Genomic DNA, 16,886 nt, shown 5'->3' with positions numbered 1-16,886 from the left:
ACGATGGCATCGATACTCCCGCAACTGCTCAACCTCCTCCTTCAGTTCCTCGACAGCTTCGGCTTCCTCGTGCTGTCGGCGATTGGGCTAGCTATCATCTTCGGTATGATGGGAGTCATCAACCTCGCCCACGGGGAGTTCATCACCGTCGGAGCGTACGGCACTGCACTCAGCTTCAACGCCGGTATGCCGCTCCCCGTCGCGATGCTCATCGGCGTCGCGCTGACGACGGTGTTCGGCATCATTCTCGAACTGACCGTCATCCGTCGGCTGTACGGGCGTCTGCTCGATTCGATGGTGGCGACGTGGGGAATCAGCCTCATCATGATTCAGGGGCTCCGAATCATCTTCGGGTCCTCGCTGTCCAGTATCGGGACGCCGCTCGGTACCATCCAGTACGGGCCGTTCTCGTACTCGACGTACCGCATCCTGCTCGCGGTGGCGAGTCTGGCTCTGCTCGGACTCCTGTACTGGCTGTTCACCCGAACGACCTTCGGCACCCGCGCCAGAGCGACGATTCAGGACGAGGAGATGAGCCGGTCGCTCGGCGTCGACACCAACCGAATGTATCTGCTGACGTTCGGCCTTGGTTCGGCACTCGCCGGCTTGACCGGTGCGCTGTACGCGCCGACGATGACGCTCGTTCCCGGGATGGGTTCGACCTTCCTGGTCGAAGCGTTCGTCACCGTCGTCGTCGGCGGCGCCTCGGTGCTAGTCGGAACCACCACGGCCGGCGTCCTCCTCGGTTTCATCAACGCTGTGTTCTCGAATCTCTTCGGCACGTTCGCCGGTCGAATGGCGCTGCTCGTGACGACAATACTCGTGATCCGCGCGCTCCCGCGCGGTATCACCGGACTCCTCGACCAGATACGGGGAGGTGCCTGAGATGGCCGGTGAAACCACGAGTGGTGTCGACCACACGACATCGGACGGCGTCGTTGCGCGCGCCCGAGACGCGCTCGAGGGACCGAACACCCTCGGGAACGGACGGACCTTCTGGGCCGCACTCGCGGTGCTCGTCGGTCTACTCCTCGTCTATCCGATGCTGCGCTCGTCGTACTACGTCTCGAACACCGCCTACCTGCTGGTGTCGGCGTTCCTCGGGCTGAGCCTCTGTCTCGTCTGGGGGTACACTGGCATCTTCAGCTTCGGTCAGGTGGCGTTCTACGGCGTCGCTGGCTACACGTTCGGCGTCGTCAGCATCAACGTGACCGGTCCCATCGGGACCGTTGCCGGCCTCCTCGTCGGCATCGGCGTCTCCGGTACCTTCGCCTTCCTCGTGGGATATTTCATGTTCTACGGGGGGGTGAGCGACGTGTACGTCGCCATCATCACACTGGCGGTCACGCTCGTGTTGGGCACGTTCATGGGACAGACCGCCGGCGATAAGTGGGCCATCGGAGAGGCGCGTCTCGGTGGCTTCAACGGGATGACCGAAATCCCCAGCCTCGCACTCGGCGTCGGCGACACCGCCATCACTATCACCGACACGGCGTTCTACTACTTCGTCGTCGGAACGCTGTTGCTCACCTACCTTGGACTGCGCGTCCTCGTCAACAGCAACATCGGATACGTGATGGTCGGTATCCGAGAGAATCAGGAACGGACGGAACTGTTCGGCTACGACACCCGCCGAGTCAAACTCGGCGTGTTCACCTTCGGAGGCGTTCTCGCCGGATTCGGCGGCGTCGTCTACGCTTCGTGGGGGAACTACATCGACCCGAGCGTGTTCGGACTGACGTTCGCCGCACTGCCCATCATCTGGGTAGCCACCGGCGGGCGCAAGTGGCTCAGCGGAGCCATCATCGGGACGTTCGCCGTCTCCTTCATCTCACAGAAGCTCTCGGTGTTCGGCGGCCAGTTCTCGATGGTCATTCTCGGTGGACTGCTGTTGTTCGTCATCCTGGTGCTTCCGGAGGGGTTCGTCCCCCAGATACACCGGCGAGTCCGTGAGCGACTTTCCGATGGAGGTGACTCCTCGTGACCGCGAGCGAACGCGGCACGGACGCCACGGCGGCCGGTGACGCCCTGCTTCAGACCGACGGCCTCACCAAGCGATTCGGCGGCCTCGTCGCCGTCGACGACGTGAACCTTCGCATCGAACGCGGCGAGATTCGGTGTCTCATCGGCCCGAACGGGGCTGGCAAAAGCACCTTGCTGAAACTTCTCGTCGGGCAGCTCACGCCGTCCGAGGGGAGGATACGGTACAAGGGCAACGACATCACCGACCTCTCGCAACACGACCGCGCCCGGACCGGCCTGAGCATGAAGTTTCAGGTGCCGGCCGTGTACGGCGAACTCAGCGTTCGACAGAACGTCCACATCCCGCTCCAACGAGAGGTCGACCGGAGCCGAATCGACGCGGCTATCGAGGACACTCTCGATAACTTCAACCTCCTCGACGAGGCCGACACCCGCGTCGACAACCTCTCGCACGGACAACAGCAGTGGCTGGAGATCGCCATGGCGTCGGCGCTCGACCCCGACCTGCTCCTGTTGGACGAACCCGCCGCGGGCATGTCCATCAAGGAGACGGAACGCACCGCCGAGTACGTCCACCGCCTGAACGAGGAGCGAGACATAACACTTCTGGTCATCGAACACGACATCGACTTCGTGCGGTCCATCGCGCAGTCGGTGACGGTGCTCCATCAGGGCGAAGTGTTCGCCGAAGGCACCATCGAGGAAATCGAGAACGATCCCGAGGTTCGCCGCATCTACCTCGGGGAGGTGCGCGAATGAGCGATCCGATGCTCACGATGGACGGCGTCGATGTCTCCTACGGCAACACGCCCATCCTTCGGGATATCGACCTCTCGATAGGGAGCGGCGAGACGGTCGGTATCATGGGTCGCAACGGCGTCGGCAAGACCACGCTGATGAAGACGGTCATCGGCCTGCTCTCGGCCGACGAGGGAACCATCCGCTACCGCGGCGACGACGTGACCGACCTGTCGGCCGACCGCCGCGCCCGCCTCGGGATGGGCTACATCCCACAGGGGCGCGACGTGTTCCCCGACCTCACGGTCGAACAGAACATCAAGATGGGCCTGACCATCAGCGAACACAAGTCGGAGAAACTCGTCGACGACGTGTACGAGTATTTCCCCCGTCTCGAAGAGCGTCGCAGTCAGAAGGCGGGGACGATGAGCGGGGGCGAACAGCAGATGCTCGCCATCGGGCGCGCACTCGCCGGCAACCCCGACCTGCTCTTGCTTGACGAACCCTCGGAGGGCATCCAGCCCTCCATCGTCCAGCAGATAACCGACGACATCGCCCGCATCAGCGACGAGTTCGGCGTGACCGTACTGTTCGTCGAGCAGAATCTGCAGGTCATCCGTGAACTCTCCGAGCGGTGTTACGTCGTCGACAACGGTCGAATCGAGACGGAACTGACCGAAACCGACCTCGAGGACGCGGACGCCGTCGCGGACTACCTCGCGGTCTGAGGAGTCCAGCGACGCCGACTCAGTATCTTTTTGTCCCGGCGAAGCCGTGCTTGGGACACGGATGAACTTCATTCACGTCTGCCTGAACGTCGCGGACGCGGACGAATCGATCGCCTTCTACGAACAGTTCGGCTTCGAGGAGTCGTGGTCCTTCGAGACGCCCGATGGCGAGACGGAGAACCGCTACGTTGCCGACCACGACGGCGTCGAGATTCAGCTCTCGGAGACCGAAGGCGAAACCGAGTTCGAGCAGGGGACCGCCTGGGACCACCTCGCCATCGGCGTCGACGACGTCGACGCGGTGTTCGAAGACATCGATCACTACGGCGTCGTCGAGGAACCGGGCGACCAGCCCGCGGCCGGCGCCCGCACCGCGTTCGTCGAGGACCCCGACGGACACGTCGTCGAACTCGTCGAGTCACTGGACTGATCGCGACGACGGATCGCCGTAACGGTTTTTTTTCCGACGGTGTGCGCCGCTATCCAGTGAACCGATAAAGAAGAGGAGTCGAAAGAGCGCGGAGCCGCGTTACAGGATGCCGGCCGCGCGGGCCTTGGCGACGATATCCTGGGCCATCTTGTTGGTGGCCTCGTCGACCATCTGGCCGTCGACGGAGACGGCGCCCTTGCCTTCCTCCATCGCCTCGGCGTAGGCCTCGACGATCCGTTCGGCGCGTTCCGCCACTTCGGGGTCGGGGGCGAACACTTCGTTGCCGATTTCGATCTGACTCGGGTGGATGACCCACTTGCCGTCACAGCCGATCATATTGGCGTTGCTGGCGGACTCACGGAACCCTTCGGGGTCGTCGATGTCGGCGTACGGACCGTCCATGCAGGGTAGGCCGGCGCTCTTCGCGGCCGCGTTACACTCCGACAGCGCGTGGTGCCAGTAGTGTCCGGGGTACTCCGGGAACTGACCGATGTCGAGTCCGGGCGTCCCCATCGCGGCGGAGTAGTCGCCGGGGCCGAAGATGATCGAACTCAGGCGGTCGGAGGCGTGGGCGATGTCGTGAACGTTGTGCATCCCCTCGCCGTCCTCGATCTGGGGTTCGAGACCGATGCCGCCCACTTCGAGGTCGTTGTTCTCCTCGACCTGCGTGAGCAGGTTCTCGACGGTGTGAATGTCGCTCGGTCCCGCCACCTTCGGGACGATGATGTCGTCGATGTATTCGCCCGCCTGGCCGACGACTTCGATGATGTCGTCGTACCACCACTTCGTGTCGATCCCGTTCATCCGGAACGAGAGGATCTTGTCGGACCAGTCGTGTTCGTGGGCCGCCTCGATGAGCGGTTCTCGGGCCTCGGCTTTCGCGTTCGGCGCCACGGAGTCCTCCAGGTCGAGGAAGACTTCGTCGGCGTCGCTTCGGGAGGCACTCTCCATGAAGTCGGGGTCACTGGCCGGCGTCGCGAGCTGCGTCCGCCGGAGTTCGACGTCGTCAGACATGTTCTTCCACCACCGGATAAAGATTCATCAGACCGCATAAAGATTCCTTAGTTTCCGTATTTTCGGGGTCTGACGTGCAGGTTTTCGTCCGTTGTCGACAGCCCGGCGTCGGGCCGCATATAGGGGGTATCGGAAGTCACGTCGATTCTCGCCGTGACGGGCCGGCGAGAATCTCTGGACAGTTACGAGAAGCCCTAATACTGAACGCTTTTAGGCCCGCCGGGCAGACGTACGGGCGATGAGCGAGTACGATTACGAGACGCTCGGGCTGGTCGCGGGGCTGGAGATTCACCAGCAACTCGACACCGCGACGAAACTGTTCTGCGCGTGCCCGACGGAGCGTCGGGAACCCGAGGAGTCGGTGCGGTCGTTCTCTCGGTATCTCCACCCGACGAAGAGCGAACTCGGCGAACTCGATCAGGCGGCCGTCGAGGAGAGTCGCGTCGACCGCGAGTTCGAATACCTCGCCTTCGACACCACCTGTCTCGTCGAGGAGGACGACGAACCGCCCCACCGGATCGACGACGAAGCGATCGACGTGACCCTCCAGATCGCCGACCTGCTCGATATGACCGCCGTCGATCAGGCCCACGTGATGCGGAAAATCGTCGTCGACGGCTCGAACACCTCCGGCTTCCAGCGCACCGCGCTCGTCGGCCAAGACGGTCAGATCGAAACCGACGAGGGCCCCGTCGGCATCGAGGACCTCCTGCTCGAAGAGGAGAGCGCCGGCCGCGTCGCGGAGTTCGACGGCGGCGTCCGGTACAGCCTCGACCGACTGGGCATTCCGCTGGTCGAAATCGGCACCAAGCCGGACATCCGCTCGCCGGACCAGGCCCGCGACGCCGCCGAGCGCATCGGCATGCTGCTCCGCTCGACCGGATCGGTCAAACGCGGCCTCGGCACCATCCGCCAGGACGTCAACGTCTCCATCGCCGAGGGCGCCCGCGTCGAAATCAAGGGCGTCCAGGCGCTCGACCAGATCGACGATATCGTCCGTCTGGAGGTGGGCCGGCAGGTCGAACTCCTCGATATCGCCGACGAACTCGCCGACCGCGACGCCAGCGTCGGCAACACTCAGGACGTGACCGACGTGTTCGAGGACACCGACAGCGGCGTCATCCGGAGCGCGCTCGATTCCGGCGGGCGCGTGACCGCTGTCCCGCTCTATGGCTTCGACGGCCTCGTCGGCCACGAAATCCAGCCCGACCGTCGGCTCGGCACCGAACTCTCGGACCACGCCAAGCGCCACGGCGCGGGCGGCATCTTCCACACCGACGAACTGCCAGCCTACGGCGTGACGGGCGCGGAAGTGACGGCACTCCGCGACGCGGTGGACGCCGGCGCCACCGACGCCGTCGCCATCGTCGCCGACGACCCCGAGACGGCCGACCTGGCCATCGACGCCGTGGCCGACCGCGCGCGGACGGCCATCGAGGGCGTCCCCGAGGAGACCCGTGACGCGACGCAGGAGGGGACGACCCGCTATCTGCGCCCCCTGCCCGGCGAGGCGCGGATGTATCCCGAGACGGACGTCCCGCCCGTCGAACTCGACCCGACCGAGGTCGAGACGCCCGAACTCCTCACCGAGAAGGTCGAACGCTATCAGGCGGAGTACGACCTCGATCCGGGTCTGGCCGAGCAGGTGGCCTACGGCCGCCGGATGCCGCTGTTCGAAGAGGCGGTCGAGACGGGCGTCGGCGCCACCTTCGCCGCTGGCGTCCTCGAAGGGACGCTGACCGAACTCCGCCGCGACGACGTGGCCGTCGAGAACCTCACCGACGACCACCTGCTCGCCGTCCTCGAACTGGTCGAGGCGGGCGACTTGGCGAAGGAAGGGGTCGACGAGGTGCTCGCGACGCTCGCGGCCGGCCCCGACCTCACCGCCGAGGCAGCGGTGGAGGAAGCGGGACTCTCCGGCGTCTCCGAGAGCGAGGTCCGCGAGGCCGTGGTCGAGGTGGTCGAACGCAACGCCGACCAGATTGCCGAGGAGGGGATGGGCGCGTTCTCCGCGCTCATGGGCGAGTGCATGGGCGCGCTCCGCGGGAAGGCCGACGGCGAAATCGTCAGCGACGTGCTCCGCGAAGAGATCGGCAAACGGACCTGACGCCACCCGGCGGGGGCCGATTCGTGAATCGAGCACTGGGGCTCTTCGATCTACTGCAGTCGGCGCCGTGGCCGCTCGTCGTCCTATTTGGGATCGTGTCGCAACTGGGCGACGTGTGGTTTCTCCTCTCGCTCGGGAGTGTGCTCTTCCTCGTCGGTGCCGACACGCTGGGTGTCGACCGCCGCCGTGGACTGTTCGTCTTCGCGCTCGGCATCGCAGCCGTCGTCTTCGTCGAAGTGATCAAAGCCGCCTTCGCGCTCCCGCGGCCGCCGGGCTTTCCCAGCGGGCACGCGCTCGGCGAGCGACTGGCCCGACGGTGACCGGCTTCACGTCGAGTCCAGTTCCCTCGGGGAGGGGAACTCGGCCACCACGGCGTCGATGTCGCCGCTGGTACGAATAGCCGCGGCGTCGGCGACGACACACCCTCCGTGACATCCAAGCCGACACTGGCGAGCGCGGACTGCGTGTCGTGGCGGGGTTCCTCGGTGAGGGCGACACAGAGGACGCCCCTATCTCTGGAGTTCGAATACAAACCCACGCCATCGCCGCACCGATAGTTCATATCGCGACATCCGATATACGTCTCGAGAGCAGAAATCCATTTCACGCGGGGTACCCTCGACCGACCGATGACGGTCTTTCTCGACGACATCGACCGCTGGGACGGCGAGTCACACGGCACCTACGCCGTCCGGGAGGCAGAGATCATCGAGTTCGCCGAGCAGTACGACCCGCAGTGGTTTCATACGGACCCCGACCGCGCGGCCGACTCCATCCACGGCGACCTGATCGCCAGCGGGTGGCACACCGCCGCGATGTCGATGCGGCTGTTCGTCGACGGCTTTCTGGACGAAACGGCGACGCTCGGCGCGAAGGGCCTGGACCGCCTCCGCTGGCCTGAACCGGTCGTTCCGGGCGACGAACTCACGGTCCACTCGACCATCCACGGCGTCGACGAGGAACGCGAGGACTACGGCATCGTTCGCTGGGGCGTCGACACGACGGCCGGCGAGAAAACGGTGCTCAGCACCGAGGCACTGGTGCTCGTCGCACGATCGTAACTACCAGCGGTCGGGTTCGTCGTACTCCGCCAAGAGTTCGTTTCGATGCTCCAACTGCCCCGTCGCCCGGCGCAACACGCCGAGCAGGGTGTGTATCTCGCGGTCGGTCGGGTGGGCACGGCCGACCAGGCGGCGGATCAACCGACGCGTCTTGTCGCGTTTGATCTCCTTGTAGCCGCTGGCGTCGAGGAACTCGGCGACGTAGTCGTGGAACCGTTCGATGTCCGCCTCGTCGGCGCGTTCGTGTTCCACGTCCGGCAGTTGCGTCTCCTCGACGGTCAGATCGCGGAGTTCGTAGAGGAGGATGGTCGCGGCCTGCCCCAGATTCAACACCGGGTAGTCGGCGCTCGCGGGGATGGAACACACCTCGTCTAAGCGCGCGAGTTCCTCGTTGTCGAGGCCGCGGCCCTCGCGGCCGAACACCAGCGCCGTCGGCGCGTCGACGGTCCGCAGGCTCTCGGCGAGTTCCCGCGGCGTCTTGAACGGGAAGCGGACGTGACGACGGCTATCCTCGCCCGTGATCGCCGTACAGCCGACGGTGTGGTAGTGCTGCACCACCTCGTCGAAGGTCACCTCCTCGGCGTTGGGGAGGACGTCCTCGCGGGCGTGGCCGGCGAAGCCGTACGCCTCGCCGTCGGGGTCGAGTTCCGGCGGATTCACCAGTTTCAGCTCCGTCAGCCCGAAGTTCTTCATCGCGCGGGCGATGGTGCCGACGTTGCCCGGCGTCTCGGCGTCGACGACGACCACGACGGGGGTGCTCGCCGTCATCGCGACGGGTAGTCGGCGCCGAGGTCGACATCGTCGAGGTCGATGTCGTCGCCGTCGTCCGTCTGTTCGCTGTCCTCGCCACCCTTCCGGAGGTCGATCTTGCGGCCGTCGAACCCCTCGTTCAGCCGCTGTTGGATCTCCTCCGGGCTCGGCGGTGACGGGAGCGACTCGGGGTCGGTCTCGACGTGATCGAGGCCGCCGTAGTCGTCGGGCGCGCGGCCGCCGCCGTGGAACCACTCGTGGAACCGATCGCGGAACGCCGGTTCGCCGCGGTAGGCTTTCCCACCCTGCTCGCGGTACCAGTAGAGGAAGTCCGCCTCGTGGGCCTCACAAAGCAGGATTTCGTCGCCGGGCTCGCCGTAGACGATGGCCGCGGGGGTACACCGCTCGATGGCTCCCTCGCCGTGGACCAGATAGCAGGCGTCGCAGGGCTCCTCGACGAGATGCGTCAGCCGAACGAGCCGTTCCCGTGGCTCTTCGGGGATCTCGTCGAGCGGTTTGAACTCGCCGTCGGCGGTGAACACCTCGCTTTCCTCGAAGCGCCAGCCGCGAAGCCCGACACTGACCTTTGCCATTAGCCGGAGGTAGCGCCCGGGCGGATAAAAAGAGCGTGTCTTCGGGGGCGAGACGACCGGTCGACATATGGTGATCGCGTCCCGACGAGGCGCCATGCGAGATGTGGACGCCGCGGGACTCGGTATCGGCGACGACTACCCACCTCGGATCATGGGGGTGCTGAACGTCAGCGCCGAATCGCCGTACGAACCCAGCGTCTTCGACGATCCGGGCGCGGCGGCGGCCTACGTCGACGCAGAACTCATCGACGAGGGCGCCGACGTCGTCGACGTGGGACTGGAGTCCGCGAACAAGCGCTTCGAGGTGCTCTCCGCGGAGGAGGAACTCGACCGCCTCGACACCGCAGTGGCGGCGATGCAGAGCGTTTCCGGCGACGCGGTCTTCTCCATCGAGACGCGGTATCACGAAGTCGCGCAGGCGGCCCTCGACGCCGGCTTCGACATGGTCAACGACATCTGTGGCTTCGCCGATCCGGAGATGCCCCGGGTCTGTGCCGAACGCGATGTGGCCGTCGTGAAGATGGCGAGTCCGCCCGACCTCACCCGCCCGGGCGCCGTCGAACACGTCGACGACATCTACGCGGCCTTGGAGCGGGAGGGCCTCACCGACAAGACCATCGTCGACCCCGCGTTCGGCGGGTGGAGCGAGGCGAAGACGCTCGCAGACGACCGGGAGACGTTCGACCGCCTCCGCGAGTTTCGCGCCCTCGATCGGCCGATCCTCGTCTCGATCAACCGCAAGAACTTCCTCCGCGACATCGCCGGGCGCTCGACCGAGGAAGCCCTGCCCGTGAGCCTCGCGGCCACCGCGATGGCCGTCGAGCGCGGCGCGCACGTGATCCGCACACACGACGTACAAGAGACGCGGGACGCCGCCCTCGTCGGCGACGCCTTCACGCGGGACCGCCTCCGGACGACCACTGGCGACGTGACCGTCGAGGAACTCGACGTGACGAGCGTCGGCGAGATGGAGCGTCACCTGACCCGTGTCGGCGGCGACGCCGACGCGGCCCGTCAGGGGACGACCCGCGTGTTCGAACTCGCGGGGCTCACGCCGGGGGACTGCGACGCCTTGGTCGACGCCGCCCGCGGGACGACTGCACTCGTCGCTGGCACCGGCGACCGACGGCTCCTCGCGGGGACGCCCGCAGACCTCGCCACGGTCGTTCGGGCCGCGTCGGGGCGCTCCGACGGCCTCGATGCGGCGCTGTCTGCCGTCGAGTCGGTGGCGAACCGGTGAGGCGCCTCCACCCGATATAAGAGAAAGCTTATGCCGGACGCTTCGCAAACGCCGACGTGGAAGCCGGCTCGGCACTCGGGTAGGGGTACTTGGTGCCGCTCCGGCTGTTGTGGCCTTATTATGGAGTACCAGACGTGGAACCCCGTGTACGAACGCATCCTCGACGACTTCGGCTACGACCGCGTCGCTGATGAGCGCGCTCGCGACCGACTCGCCAGATACGTCGACGCGTTCGACGAATCACGTCTCGACCCCGTGGCCGGGACGACGGTCGCCGTCGCGGGCGCCGCGCCCTGTCTCGACGACGACGCCGATGTCGCTGCGGCTGCCGATCTGGTGTTCGCCGCCTCGTCGGCGGCCGCTCGGCTCCGTGACCACGGCGTCGACGTGGATCTGATGGTGACGGACCTGGACAAAACACCCGGCGTCGCCCGCGAACTCACCCACGAGGGAACGCCCGTCGCCGTCCACGCCCACGGCGACAACGTACCCGAACTCGATCGGTGGGTGCCGCGACTGGACGGCGATCACGTGTTGCCGACCACGCAGACCGAACCGAAGGGGCCGGTCGTCAACTACGGCGGGTTCACGGACGGCGACCGCGCGGCGTTTCTGGCCGACGCGTTCGGCGCCGCTGCCCTCCGGTTTCCGGGATGGGCGTTCGACGACCCGACCGTCGACCCGGCCAAGCGAAAGAAACTCGCGTGGGCCGAGCGCCTGCTTCACTGGCTAGAACGCCGTCGCGGCGAGCGGTTTGCGATCCTCGACGGCCGGCGAGCGGCGATCGATATCCTCTGATACGGTTTATTGGAAGTCAGTCCCGGTGGTTCGCTGGACCGTCCCAGAGAACCACCGGTAAACAGTTACAATAATCCGTATGACACCCGCGAGATGAGCCACGGGTCGAAACCCACTAACCCGCCGCCTGCGAAAAGGCGGGCGATGACTCCGCTGGAGCGGTATGAGTCGCTTATCGACGATTTCGACGCGTTCAGAGAGGCCTGCGATCGGCCCCTGCCCTCCGTCGTGCGCGTCAACCCCATCAAGGCGAACGTCGAGCGCGTGCGGGCGGCGTTCGACGCCGGGGGTATCGAGTACGAACCCGTGGGTTGGCACCCGAGCGTGTTCCGACTGCCAGAGGATTCGCCCGGACTGAACTGGCCCCACGCCCACGGCTGGATCCACGGCCAGGAGGAGGTGTCCAATCTCCCCGCTATCGTGCTGGAGCCCGACGCCGGCGACCGGGTGTGGGACGCCTGCGCCGCGCCCGGCGGCAAGACGACACAGCTCGCGGCGCGGATGGACGACCGCGGCTTCCTGGTCGGCAACGACAACAACCTCGGCCGCCTGTCGGCGCTTCGGCACAACGCCGAGCGCCTCGGGGTGACGAACCTCGTCGTCACCAACCAGGACGCGCGCAACTTCTCGCTGAAACCGCTCGGCGGCGGTGGCAGAGACGAGCCACGAGGCGTCGACGAGTTCGACCGCGTACTGGTCGATGCGCCCTGCTCCTGTGAAGGAACGATCCGCAAGAACCCCGACGCCTTCGAAACCTGGAGCCTCGATCACGTCCACAGCGTCGCGGGCGTCCAGAAGGGCATCCTCCGGCGGGCGATCCAGGCGACCCGACCCGGCGGCACCGTCGTCTACTCCACCTGTACCTTCGCGCCAGAGGAGAACGAGGCGGTCCTCGATCACGTCCTCGGCGAAGAGGACTGTCGCCTCGTCGACTTCGACGCACCCCTCGACGGCGTTCCCGGCGTCACGGCGTGGCAGGACGAGACGTACGATCCGAGCGTCACAAAGGCGCTCCGCATCTATCCGCACCACAACGACACGGGCGGGTTCTTCTGTGCGAAACTGGAGGTGACGGCATGAGCGACGGCGACGACGCCGGTACGAGCGACGGCAACGACGGATCGACGTTCGACCGCCTGCCCGCAACGGCGGCCGAGCGAACGGTGGCCGGTCGCGCGACCCGCGCGGCGGTGATCGAGTGGTGGACCGACCGCTTCGGCGTGCCGACGTCGACGTTCGAGGGCTACACCTTCTGGGAGAAAGGCGCGGGCAAGATCTGGTGTTTCGCCGCCGATCTGCCGACGCCGACGGACGTCGAGGGCATCGGAATGACGTTCCTGCGGACGCGCCAGGAGCACTGGAAGCCGACGACGAACGCCGTCCAGCGGTTCGGACAGGAAGCGACCCGGAACGTGATCGAACTCGATCCCGGGGACGCGAGGCGGTTCATCGCGGGTGAGGATCTCGACCCCGAATGGGACGGCGACTGGGGCTATCTCGTCGTCGCCCACGAACTCGCAGGCGATATCGAACCCATCGGCGTCGGGTTGTACGTCCACGACGAGTTGCGGTCGGTGGTGCCGAAAGGGCGACGGGCGGAGTTATCGTCGCCGGAATAGGACAGCGGATGGTCGAATATTCGCGGATCGGGCTCAGCGGTGGTGCTGAATGGAGGGCGCGTATCTCACACAGATATCCCTCTCGTTCAGTGAGTTCGGATCGTCAATACGGACCCACGAGGTCGTGTTGGCCCGCTCGGAGCATCAGACACAAACGGCTCGCACCCGAAACTACCACGATGCGAACGTCCACCGCCGTCATGACCCTCGGGATTGTACTGTTCGTGATCCCCTTCCCGGGAACGTTCACCCTCGGGGGGGTAGTCGCTCTCTTCGGCGCCTTCCTTCGTTGGTTTGGCGTCTGAACTCCACCTCTCGCCGTAAGCACGGAACTGATGTCGATGGATTTCTCGGCAGTCAGTGGATGGGCATTCTACCAGAGTCGTGTCCACCCTGCTGCTACGCGTCCCTCAAGTGTACCTCTGCGACCTGGCCCGCTAATCGTACTCTTCCTCGTCGCGATGCTGGTCCGGGTTCGCGGTCTCGCGCGCGTCACCGGACTCGTCGTGGTAGCGGTCCTCCTCCTTGTCGCGGGCCTCCGGTGGAAGTTCACTCTCCTCGACCTCTCCCTCGCGGCCGTCGAATTCTTCGGGTTCCGGTGCGCCATGGGGAGTCTCGTCTTCAGCAGTCGCTCTGTCGTTACTGTCTGGAGAGTCAGTCACGGCCCGTTCTTGTCTCTTTTCAGAAAAAGATCTTGGGGTGTTTCTAAGCCCTGTGCAGCGTCGAATGTCGCTCGGTCAGGGCGATTTCGGCGAAGCGGAACCACGGCCCACCTCCACGGATAACTCACTCACCGACGGCGAACAGGGCAACATTTTCCCGACCGACGTGGGCGCGTGGCTGGAAGACGCGATCCCCGACGCGGAACACGTCCCCTTCGAAGAGAGCGGGCACTGCCCGTTCTGGGAGGAAGCGACGGCGTTCAACGAGGCAGTTCGGACGTTCGTCGAGGAGCGGTGAAACGGGTCCAGAAACACCTATCATTCTCCGTCGAGACGATGGGCAACGGTGGTCGAACTCAACCTCCTCGTGACGGCGGGCGTGTTCCTCTGTCTGCTCGCGGCCGCCGGTGCGCTCGCGCTCCGACTGGAACAGTCCGTCATCCCGGCCTACATCGTCGTCGGCGTCCTCGTGGGGCCGTTCGCCCCGTCGCTGGGCGGCGTCTCCCTCACGCTCGTCGACAACCCCGACACCGTGCGGTTGCTCGCCGAACTCGGCGTCGTCCTCCTCCTGTTTTTCGTCGGCCTCGAACTCAGCCTCGAACAACTGTTCTCGAACCGGATCCAGTTCCTCCGTGCCGGCGCGGCCGATGTCGGGATCAGCCTCCCGCTCGGTCTCGTCCTCGGTCTCGCGTTCGGATTCACCTGGCTCGAAGCCGCGTTCATCGCGCTCATCGTCTTCAACTCCTCGACGGTCATCATCGCCAAATCGCTCACCGACCTCGGATGGATCGCCGGTCCCGAGAGCCAGGCCATCCTCGGCGTCATCGTCATCGAAGACATCCTCACGGCACTCGGCTTCGCCCTGCTATCGGTCTTCCTGCTCGGCGGCACCGACCTCTCGACCGTCGCCCTCTCCATCGGCCGGTCGCTGCTCTTCCTCGTCGCCCTGCTCGCCGCCGCGTACTACGGTGCTAGCGTGCTCGACCGCCTGTTCGGGACGGAGTCCTCCGAGATATTCCTGGTCGGCGTCCTCGGCGTGGGCGCCCTCGTCGCCGGTGCAGGACTCATGGTCGGCGTGAGCGAGGCCGTCGCCGCCTTTCTGGTGGGGACGGCCTTCGGCCGAACGCAGCACACCGACCGCATCCAGCGACTCATCGCCCCCAGTCGCGACCTCTTCGCCGCGATGTTCTTCTTCCTCATCGGTCTCCAGACGAACCCGGCGCTGCTCGCCGGCGCGCTCGGCTTCGTCGTCGCCGCGGTCATCGTCACCACCGTCGGCCAGTTGGTGAGTGGCTTCCTCTCCGGGCGGGCGTACGGACTGGACCGCCGGCGGTCCATCCGAATGGGGTGTGCCCTCACTCCGCGCGGGGAGTTCTCGCTCGTCATCGCGGCGTTCCTGGTGACGGCTGGCACGACGCCGGCGCTCCGCGAGACGATTCCAGCCTTTACCGTCGGCTACGTCCTCCTGACGAGCATCCTCGGGACGGTGCTCATGCGCAACGCCGACGGACTCAATCGGTTCGTGGACCGGCTCTGGCCGGCGGCCGGAGGCGAGGGCTGATCAGCCGTCCCGCTCTCGGAGCGTCCCGCCGCTCAGCCCCTCCCACGACACACGGAGTCCCACCCGCGAGAGGACGGCGCTCGTGTCGCCGAGGCCGTAGTCGTCGAGGATCGCTTCGGCCTCGTCGAGGGTCTGGCCGGCGTCGAGGCGGTCGGCGAGTGCGTCGAGCACCGCCGGACGGACGAGCGTCCGCCCCACGCGGTCGTGCTCCGGAAACGTCACCGCTTCGAGGGCGTCGACGCTCACGCCGTGCTCGGCCGCCAAGTCGTCCAGCGAGACGACGTCGGCCTCGGGTACGAGTTCGTCGGGCAGTTCCCCGGCGGCGTCGGCCACCAGCTCGCGTTCGTACGTCCGGAGCGCGTCGACGATGTCTTTCACGCGGACCGATCGCTCGTAGGTGATGGCGCGGTGGTCGCGCGCCTCGATCTCGTCGCCGACGCCGAGCGAGGCGTCGACGGCGACGAGCAGCGTCTCGTCGTCCACGTCCTCGAGTTTCGCGAGTTTCGACTCGACGTACTCCGGCGTCCAGAACCCGGCGATTTCGAAGTACACCCGGAAGGCGGGCGCGTCGGTGTCGGTCCCGGCTGGCCGGTACTCGAAGGCGAAATCGGGGATCATGACGCTCGCGCCCGCCGCCAGGGGTTCGGGTTCGCGGATCAGCGTCCAGTCCAGGTCGAGCGCGGAAAACCGGGCGGCGAACTCCCGTTCGACGCCGCTGTCGTAGGTGGGTTCGGCCACGGGGTCGACCCCGGGGACGCTCACGTCGTCCTGGGTGAGGACGAGTTCGCGTTCGGTGCCGCGGTCGTCGACGGTGGCTTCGAGGCGCCACGACGCCGTCTTGGCGACCGAGCGAAGCAGCCGGGCGAAGGCGGTGCCGTAGCGGCGGGTGCGCCGAAACAGGTGATCGGGCCCCGTGACGACCACCTCGCGGGTCTCCCCCTCGGCGCGGCGCACCTCGTACATAAGGCCGAGACGTTTGACTGCCGACACCAGCGCCTTGGGTTCCGAACTCCGAATGCGCACTTCGACGGCGTCGAACAGCGCGGTCTGGGCGAGCGACAGGTCGTACTGTTCGAGGAGTTCGTCCGGACTCCACCGGGGGGCGAAGTCGACGAGGATCTGTCGCGCCTCCCGGTCGGCGTAGAGCGAATCGTCGACGGCGTCGGTCTCGCCGTCGAGGCCGAGACGGTCGGTCGCGCGGGCGAGCGCGCGGTCACGGTCTGATTCGGTGACGACGCCCACCGACTCGGCGGCCTCGAACGCGACACGGCGGGCGCGTTCCGGCGGGACCGCGGCCTGCGTCTCGAAGGCCGCGTCACGCTCACACAGCGCCGCGAACCCGCGCACGAGTTTGAAGTGACCGGCCTCGGGTTCGAGGGCCGCGAGCGCCGCCTCCAGGTCGGCCCGTGGTTGCCCGACGTGATCCGCGAACGTTCCGATGACGCGGGCGGCCAGCGGCCGGTGTTCGCGCTCGGCAAACTGCGGGTGATACCCTCCGCCCGCCCGCGACACCCGGAGGAGGTCTTTCGTCAGCATAGCCGTCACTCGGGGCCGAGAGACTATAGTAGCCTTTGTAAGTCACCGCACACCGGATCGCCAGAC

The 16,886-nt window shown here is 66.3% G+C and carries 19 protein-coding genes; 14 read left to right on the top strand and 5 right to left on the bottom strand.

What is annotated here, in order from left to right; all coding sequences use genetic code 11:
- The first annotated feature begins 3 nt into the window (after positions 1–3).
- The 5 genes from urtB (at position 4) to MXB53_RS08505 (ending at position 3,879) form a co-directional block, all read left to right on the top strand.
- Complete coding sequence (urtB, locus tag MXB53_RS08525; RefSeq protein WP_248896951.1) at positions 4–885, top strand: urea ABC transporter, permease protein UrtB; 882 nt, start codon at positions 4–6, stop codon at positions 883–885.
- Position 886: 1 nt separating this feature from the next.
- Entirely contained in the window at positions 887–1,984 is a 1,098-nt protein-coding gene (locus tag MXB53_RS08520; RefSeq protein ID WP_248896950.1) for an ABC transporter permease subunit, read from the top strand.
- Complete coding sequence (locus MXB53_RS08515; RefSeq protein ID WP_248896949.1) at positions 1,981–2,742, top strand: ABC transporter ATP-binding protein; 762 nt, start codon at positions 1,981–1,983, stop codon at positions 2,740–2,742. The genes MXB53_RS08520 and MXB53_RS08515 overlap by 4 nt, the downstream gene beginning before the upstream one ends.
- 8 nt (positions 2,743–2,750) lie before the next feature.
- A complete protein-coding gene (locus MXB53_RS08510) occupies positions 2,751–3,449 on the top strand; it encodes an ABC transporter ATP-binding protein (protein WP_345779724.1) in 699 nt (232 codons plus the stop codon).
- A gap of 61 nt (positions 3,450–3,510) precedes the next feature.
- Positions 3,511–3,879, top strand: a complete 369-nt coding sequence (locus MXB53_RS08505; RefSeq protein ID WP_248896947.1) for a VOC family protein — start codon at positions 3,511–3,513, stop codon at positions 3,877–3,879.
- A gap of 99 nt (positions 3,880–3,978) precedes the next feature.
- On the opposite strand, the gene MXB53_RS08500 is transcribed toward MXB53_RS08505, so the two are convergent.
- On the bottom strand, positions 3,979–4,893 hold the full coding sequence (locus tag MXB53_RS08500; RefSeq protein WP_248896946.1) for an HpcH/HpaI aldolase/citrate lyase family protein: 915 nt from the start codon (positions 4,891–4,893) through the stop codon (positions 3,979–3,981).
- Positions 4,894–5,131: 238 nt separating this feature from the next.
- Here MXB53_RS08500 and gatE point away from each other — a divergent pair, with 238 nt between their 5' ends.
- The 3 genes from gatE (at position 5,132) to MXB53_RS08485 (ending at position 8,061) form a co-directional block, all read left to right on the top strand.
- Entirely contained in the window at positions 5,132–7,000 is a 1,869-nt protein-coding gene (gene gatE, locus MXB53_RS08495) for a Glu-tRNA(Gln) amidotransferase subunit GatE (protein ID WP_248896945.1), read from the top strand.
- Positions 7,001–7,023: 23 nt separating this feature from the next.
- Positions 7,024–7,320, top strand: a complete 297-nt coding sequence (locus tag MXB53_RS08490) for a phosphatase PAP2 family protein (RefSeq protein ID WP_248896944.1) — start codon at positions 7,024–7,026, stop codon at positions 7,318–7,320.
- Between the two features lie 309 nt (positions 7,321–7,629).
- Positions 7,630–8,061, top strand: coding sequence for a MaoC/PaaZ C-terminal domain-containing protein (locus MXB53_RS08485; protein ID WP_248896943.1), 432 nt, complete (start codon positions 7,630–7,632; stop codon positions 8,059–8,061).
- Here the strand turns inward: MXB53_RS08485 and MXB53_RS08480 are convergent, their stop codons facing one another.
- Together MXB53_RS08480 and MXB53_RS08475 are read right to left on the bottom strand one after the other, a co-directional pair.
- Positions 8,062–8,829 (bottom strand): RNA methyltransferase, encoded by a 768-nt coding sequence (locus tag MXB53_RS08480; RefSeq protein WP_248896942.1) that lies wholly within the window; start codon positions 8,827–8,829, stop codon positions 8,062–8,064.
- Positions 8,826–9,404: a DUF8114 family protein gene (locus tag MXB53_RS08475; RefSeq protein ID WP_248896941.1), complete on the bottom strand. Its 579-nt coding sequence runs from the start codon at positions 9,402–9,404 to the stop codon at positions 8,826–8,828. The genes MXB53_RS08480 and MXB53_RS08475 overlap by 4 nt, the downstream gene beginning before the upstream one ends.
- A gap of 94 nt (positions 9,405–9,498) precedes the next feature.
- On the opposite strand from MXB53_RS08475, the gene folP reads away from it, so the two are divergent.
- From folP to MXB53_RS08455, 4 genes are all read left to right on the top strand, one after another.
- Positions 9,499–10,644 carry a dihydropteroate synthase gene (folP, locus tag MXB53_RS08470; RefSeq protein ID WP_248896940.1) on the top strand — a complete coding sequence of 382 codons (1,146 nt, stop codon included), beginning with the start codon at positions 9,499–9,501 and terminating at the stop codon, positions 10,642–10,644.
- Between the two features lie 120 nt (positions 10,645–10,764).
- On the top strand, positions 10,765–11,442 hold the full coding sequence (locus MXB53_RS08465; RefSeq protein WP_248896939.1) for a 6-hydroxymethylpterin diphosphokinase MptE-like protein: 678 nt from the start codon (positions 10,765–10,767) through the stop codon (positions 11,440–11,442).
- A gap of 144 nt (positions 11,443–11,586) precedes the next feature.
- The gene (locus tag MXB53_RS08460) at positions 11,587–12,522 is read left to right on the top strand and encodes an RsmB/NOP family class I SAM-dependent RNA methyltransferase (RefSeq protein ID WP_248896938.1); all 936 of its coding nucleotides are present in this window, start codon (positions 11,587–11,589) and stop codon (positions 12,520–12,522) included.
- Entirely contained in the window at positions 12,519–13,061 is a 543-nt protein-coding gene (locus tag MXB53_RS08455) for a DUF7122 family protein (protein ID WP_248896937.1), read from the top strand. Before MXB53_RS08460 ends, MXB53_RS08455 begins: the two co-directional genes overlap by 4 nt.
- A 437-nt stretch (positions 13,062–13,498) precedes the next feature.
- Here MXB53_RS08455 and MXB53_RS08450 read toward each other — a convergent pair whose 3' ends face one another.
- Positions 13,499–13,723 carry a hypothetical protein gene (locus tag MXB53_RS08450; RefSeq protein WP_248896936.1) on the bottom strand — a complete coding sequence of 75 codons (225 nt, stop codon included), beginning with the start codon at positions 13,721–13,723 and terminating at the stop codon, positions 13,499–13,501.
- Positions 13,724–13,787: 64 nt separating this feature from the next.
- Between MXB53_RS08450 and MXB53_RS08445 the strand changes: the two genes are divergently transcribed.
- Positions 13,788–14,021, top strand: a complete 234-nt coding sequence (locus MXB53_RS08445; RefSeq protein ID WP_248896935.1) for an alpha/beta fold hydrolase — start codon at positions 13,788–13,790, stop codon at positions 14,019–14,021.
- Between the two features lie 48 nt (positions 14,022–14,069).
- Positions 14,070–15,284: a cation:proton antiporter gene (locus MXB53_RS08440; RefSeq protein WP_248896934.1), complete on the top strand. Its 1,215-nt coding sequence runs from the start codon at positions 14,070–14,072 to the stop codon at positions 15,282–15,284.
- Here MXB53_RS08440 and MXB53_RS08435 read toward each other — a convergent pair whose 3' ends face one another.
- Positions 15,285–16,820, bottom strand: a complete 1,536-nt coding sequence (locus tag MXB53_RS08435; RefSeq protein WP_248896933.1) for a DUF790 family protein — start codon at positions 16,818–16,820, stop codon at positions 15,285–15,287.
- Positions 16,821–16,886 lie beyond the last annotated feature (66 nt).

Source organism: Haloplanus sp. XH21, from assembly GCF_023276355.1.
In the GTDB taxonomy this organism is placed as follows: Archaea; Halobacteriota; Halobacteria; order Halobacteriales; family Haloferacaceae; genus Haloplanus; species Haloplanus halobius.
The sequence above is the reverse complement of the archived record's forward strand: the minus strand, read 5'-3'. Positions and strand labels throughout refer to the sequence as shown.

Excerpts from the sequence above, each read along its gene's own strand:
- urtB (WP_248896951.1), top strand. The coding sequence starts at position 4 with ATGGCATCGATACTCCCGCAACTGCTCAACCTCCTCCTTCAGTTCCTC.
- MXB53_RS08520 (WP_248896950.1), top strand. The coding sequence starts at position 887 with ATGGCCGGTGAAACCACGAGTGGTGTCGACCACACGACATCGGACGGC.
- MXB53_RS08510 (WP_345779724.1), top strand. The coding sequence starts at position 2,751 with ATGCTCACGATGGACGGCGTCGATGTCTCCTACGGCAACACGCCCATC.
- MXB53_RS08505 (WP_248896947.1), top strand. The coding sequence starts at position 3,511 with ATGAACTTCATTCACGTCTGCCTGAACGTCGCGGACGCGGACGAATCG.
- MXB53_RS08500 (WP_248896946.1), bottom strand. The coding sequence starts at position 4,893 with ATGTCTGACGACGTCGAACTCCGGCGGACGCAGCTCGCGACGCCGGCC.
- gatE (WP_248896945.1), top strand. The coding sequence starts at position 5,132 with ATGAGCGAGTACGATTACGAGACGCTCGGGCTGGTCGCGGGGCTGGAG.
- MXB53_RS08485 (WP_248896943.1), top strand. The coding sequence starts at position 7,630 with ATGACGGTCTTTCTCGACGACATCGACCGCTGGGACGGCGAGTCACAC.
- MXB53_RS08480 (WP_248896942.1), bottom strand. The coding sequence starts at position 8,829 with ATGACGGCGAGCACCCCCGTCGTGGTCGTCGTCGACGCCGAGACGCCG.
- MXB53_RS08475 (WP_248896941.1), bottom strand. The coding sequence starts at position 9,404 with ATGGCAAAGGTCAGTGTCGGGCTTCGCGGCTGGCGCTTCGAGGAAAGC.
- folP (WP_248896940.1), top strand. The coding sequence starts at position 9,499 with ATGCGAGATGTGGACGCCGCGGGACTCGGTATCGGCGACGACTACCCA.
- MXB53_RS08465 (WP_248896939.1), top strand. The coding sequence starts at position 10,765 with ATGGAGTACCAGACGTGGAACCCCGTGTACGAACGCATCCTCGACGAC.
- MXB53_RS08460 (WP_248896938.1), top strand. The coding sequence starts at position 11,587 with ATGACTCCGCTGGAGCGGTATGAGTCGCTTATCGACGATTTCGACGCG.
- MXB53_RS08455 (WP_248896937.1), top strand. The coding sequence starts at position 12,519 with ATGAGCGACGGCGACGACGCCGGTACGAGCGACGGCAACGACGGATCG.
- MXB53_RS08445 (WP_248896935.1), top strand. The coding sequence starts at position 13,788 with ATGTCGCTCGGTCAGGGCGATTTCGGCGAAGCGGAACCACGGCCCACC.
- MXB53_RS08435 (WP_248896933.1), bottom strand. The coding sequence starts at position 16,820 with ATGCTGACGAAAGACCTCCTCCGGGTGTCGCGGGCGGGCGGAGGGTAT.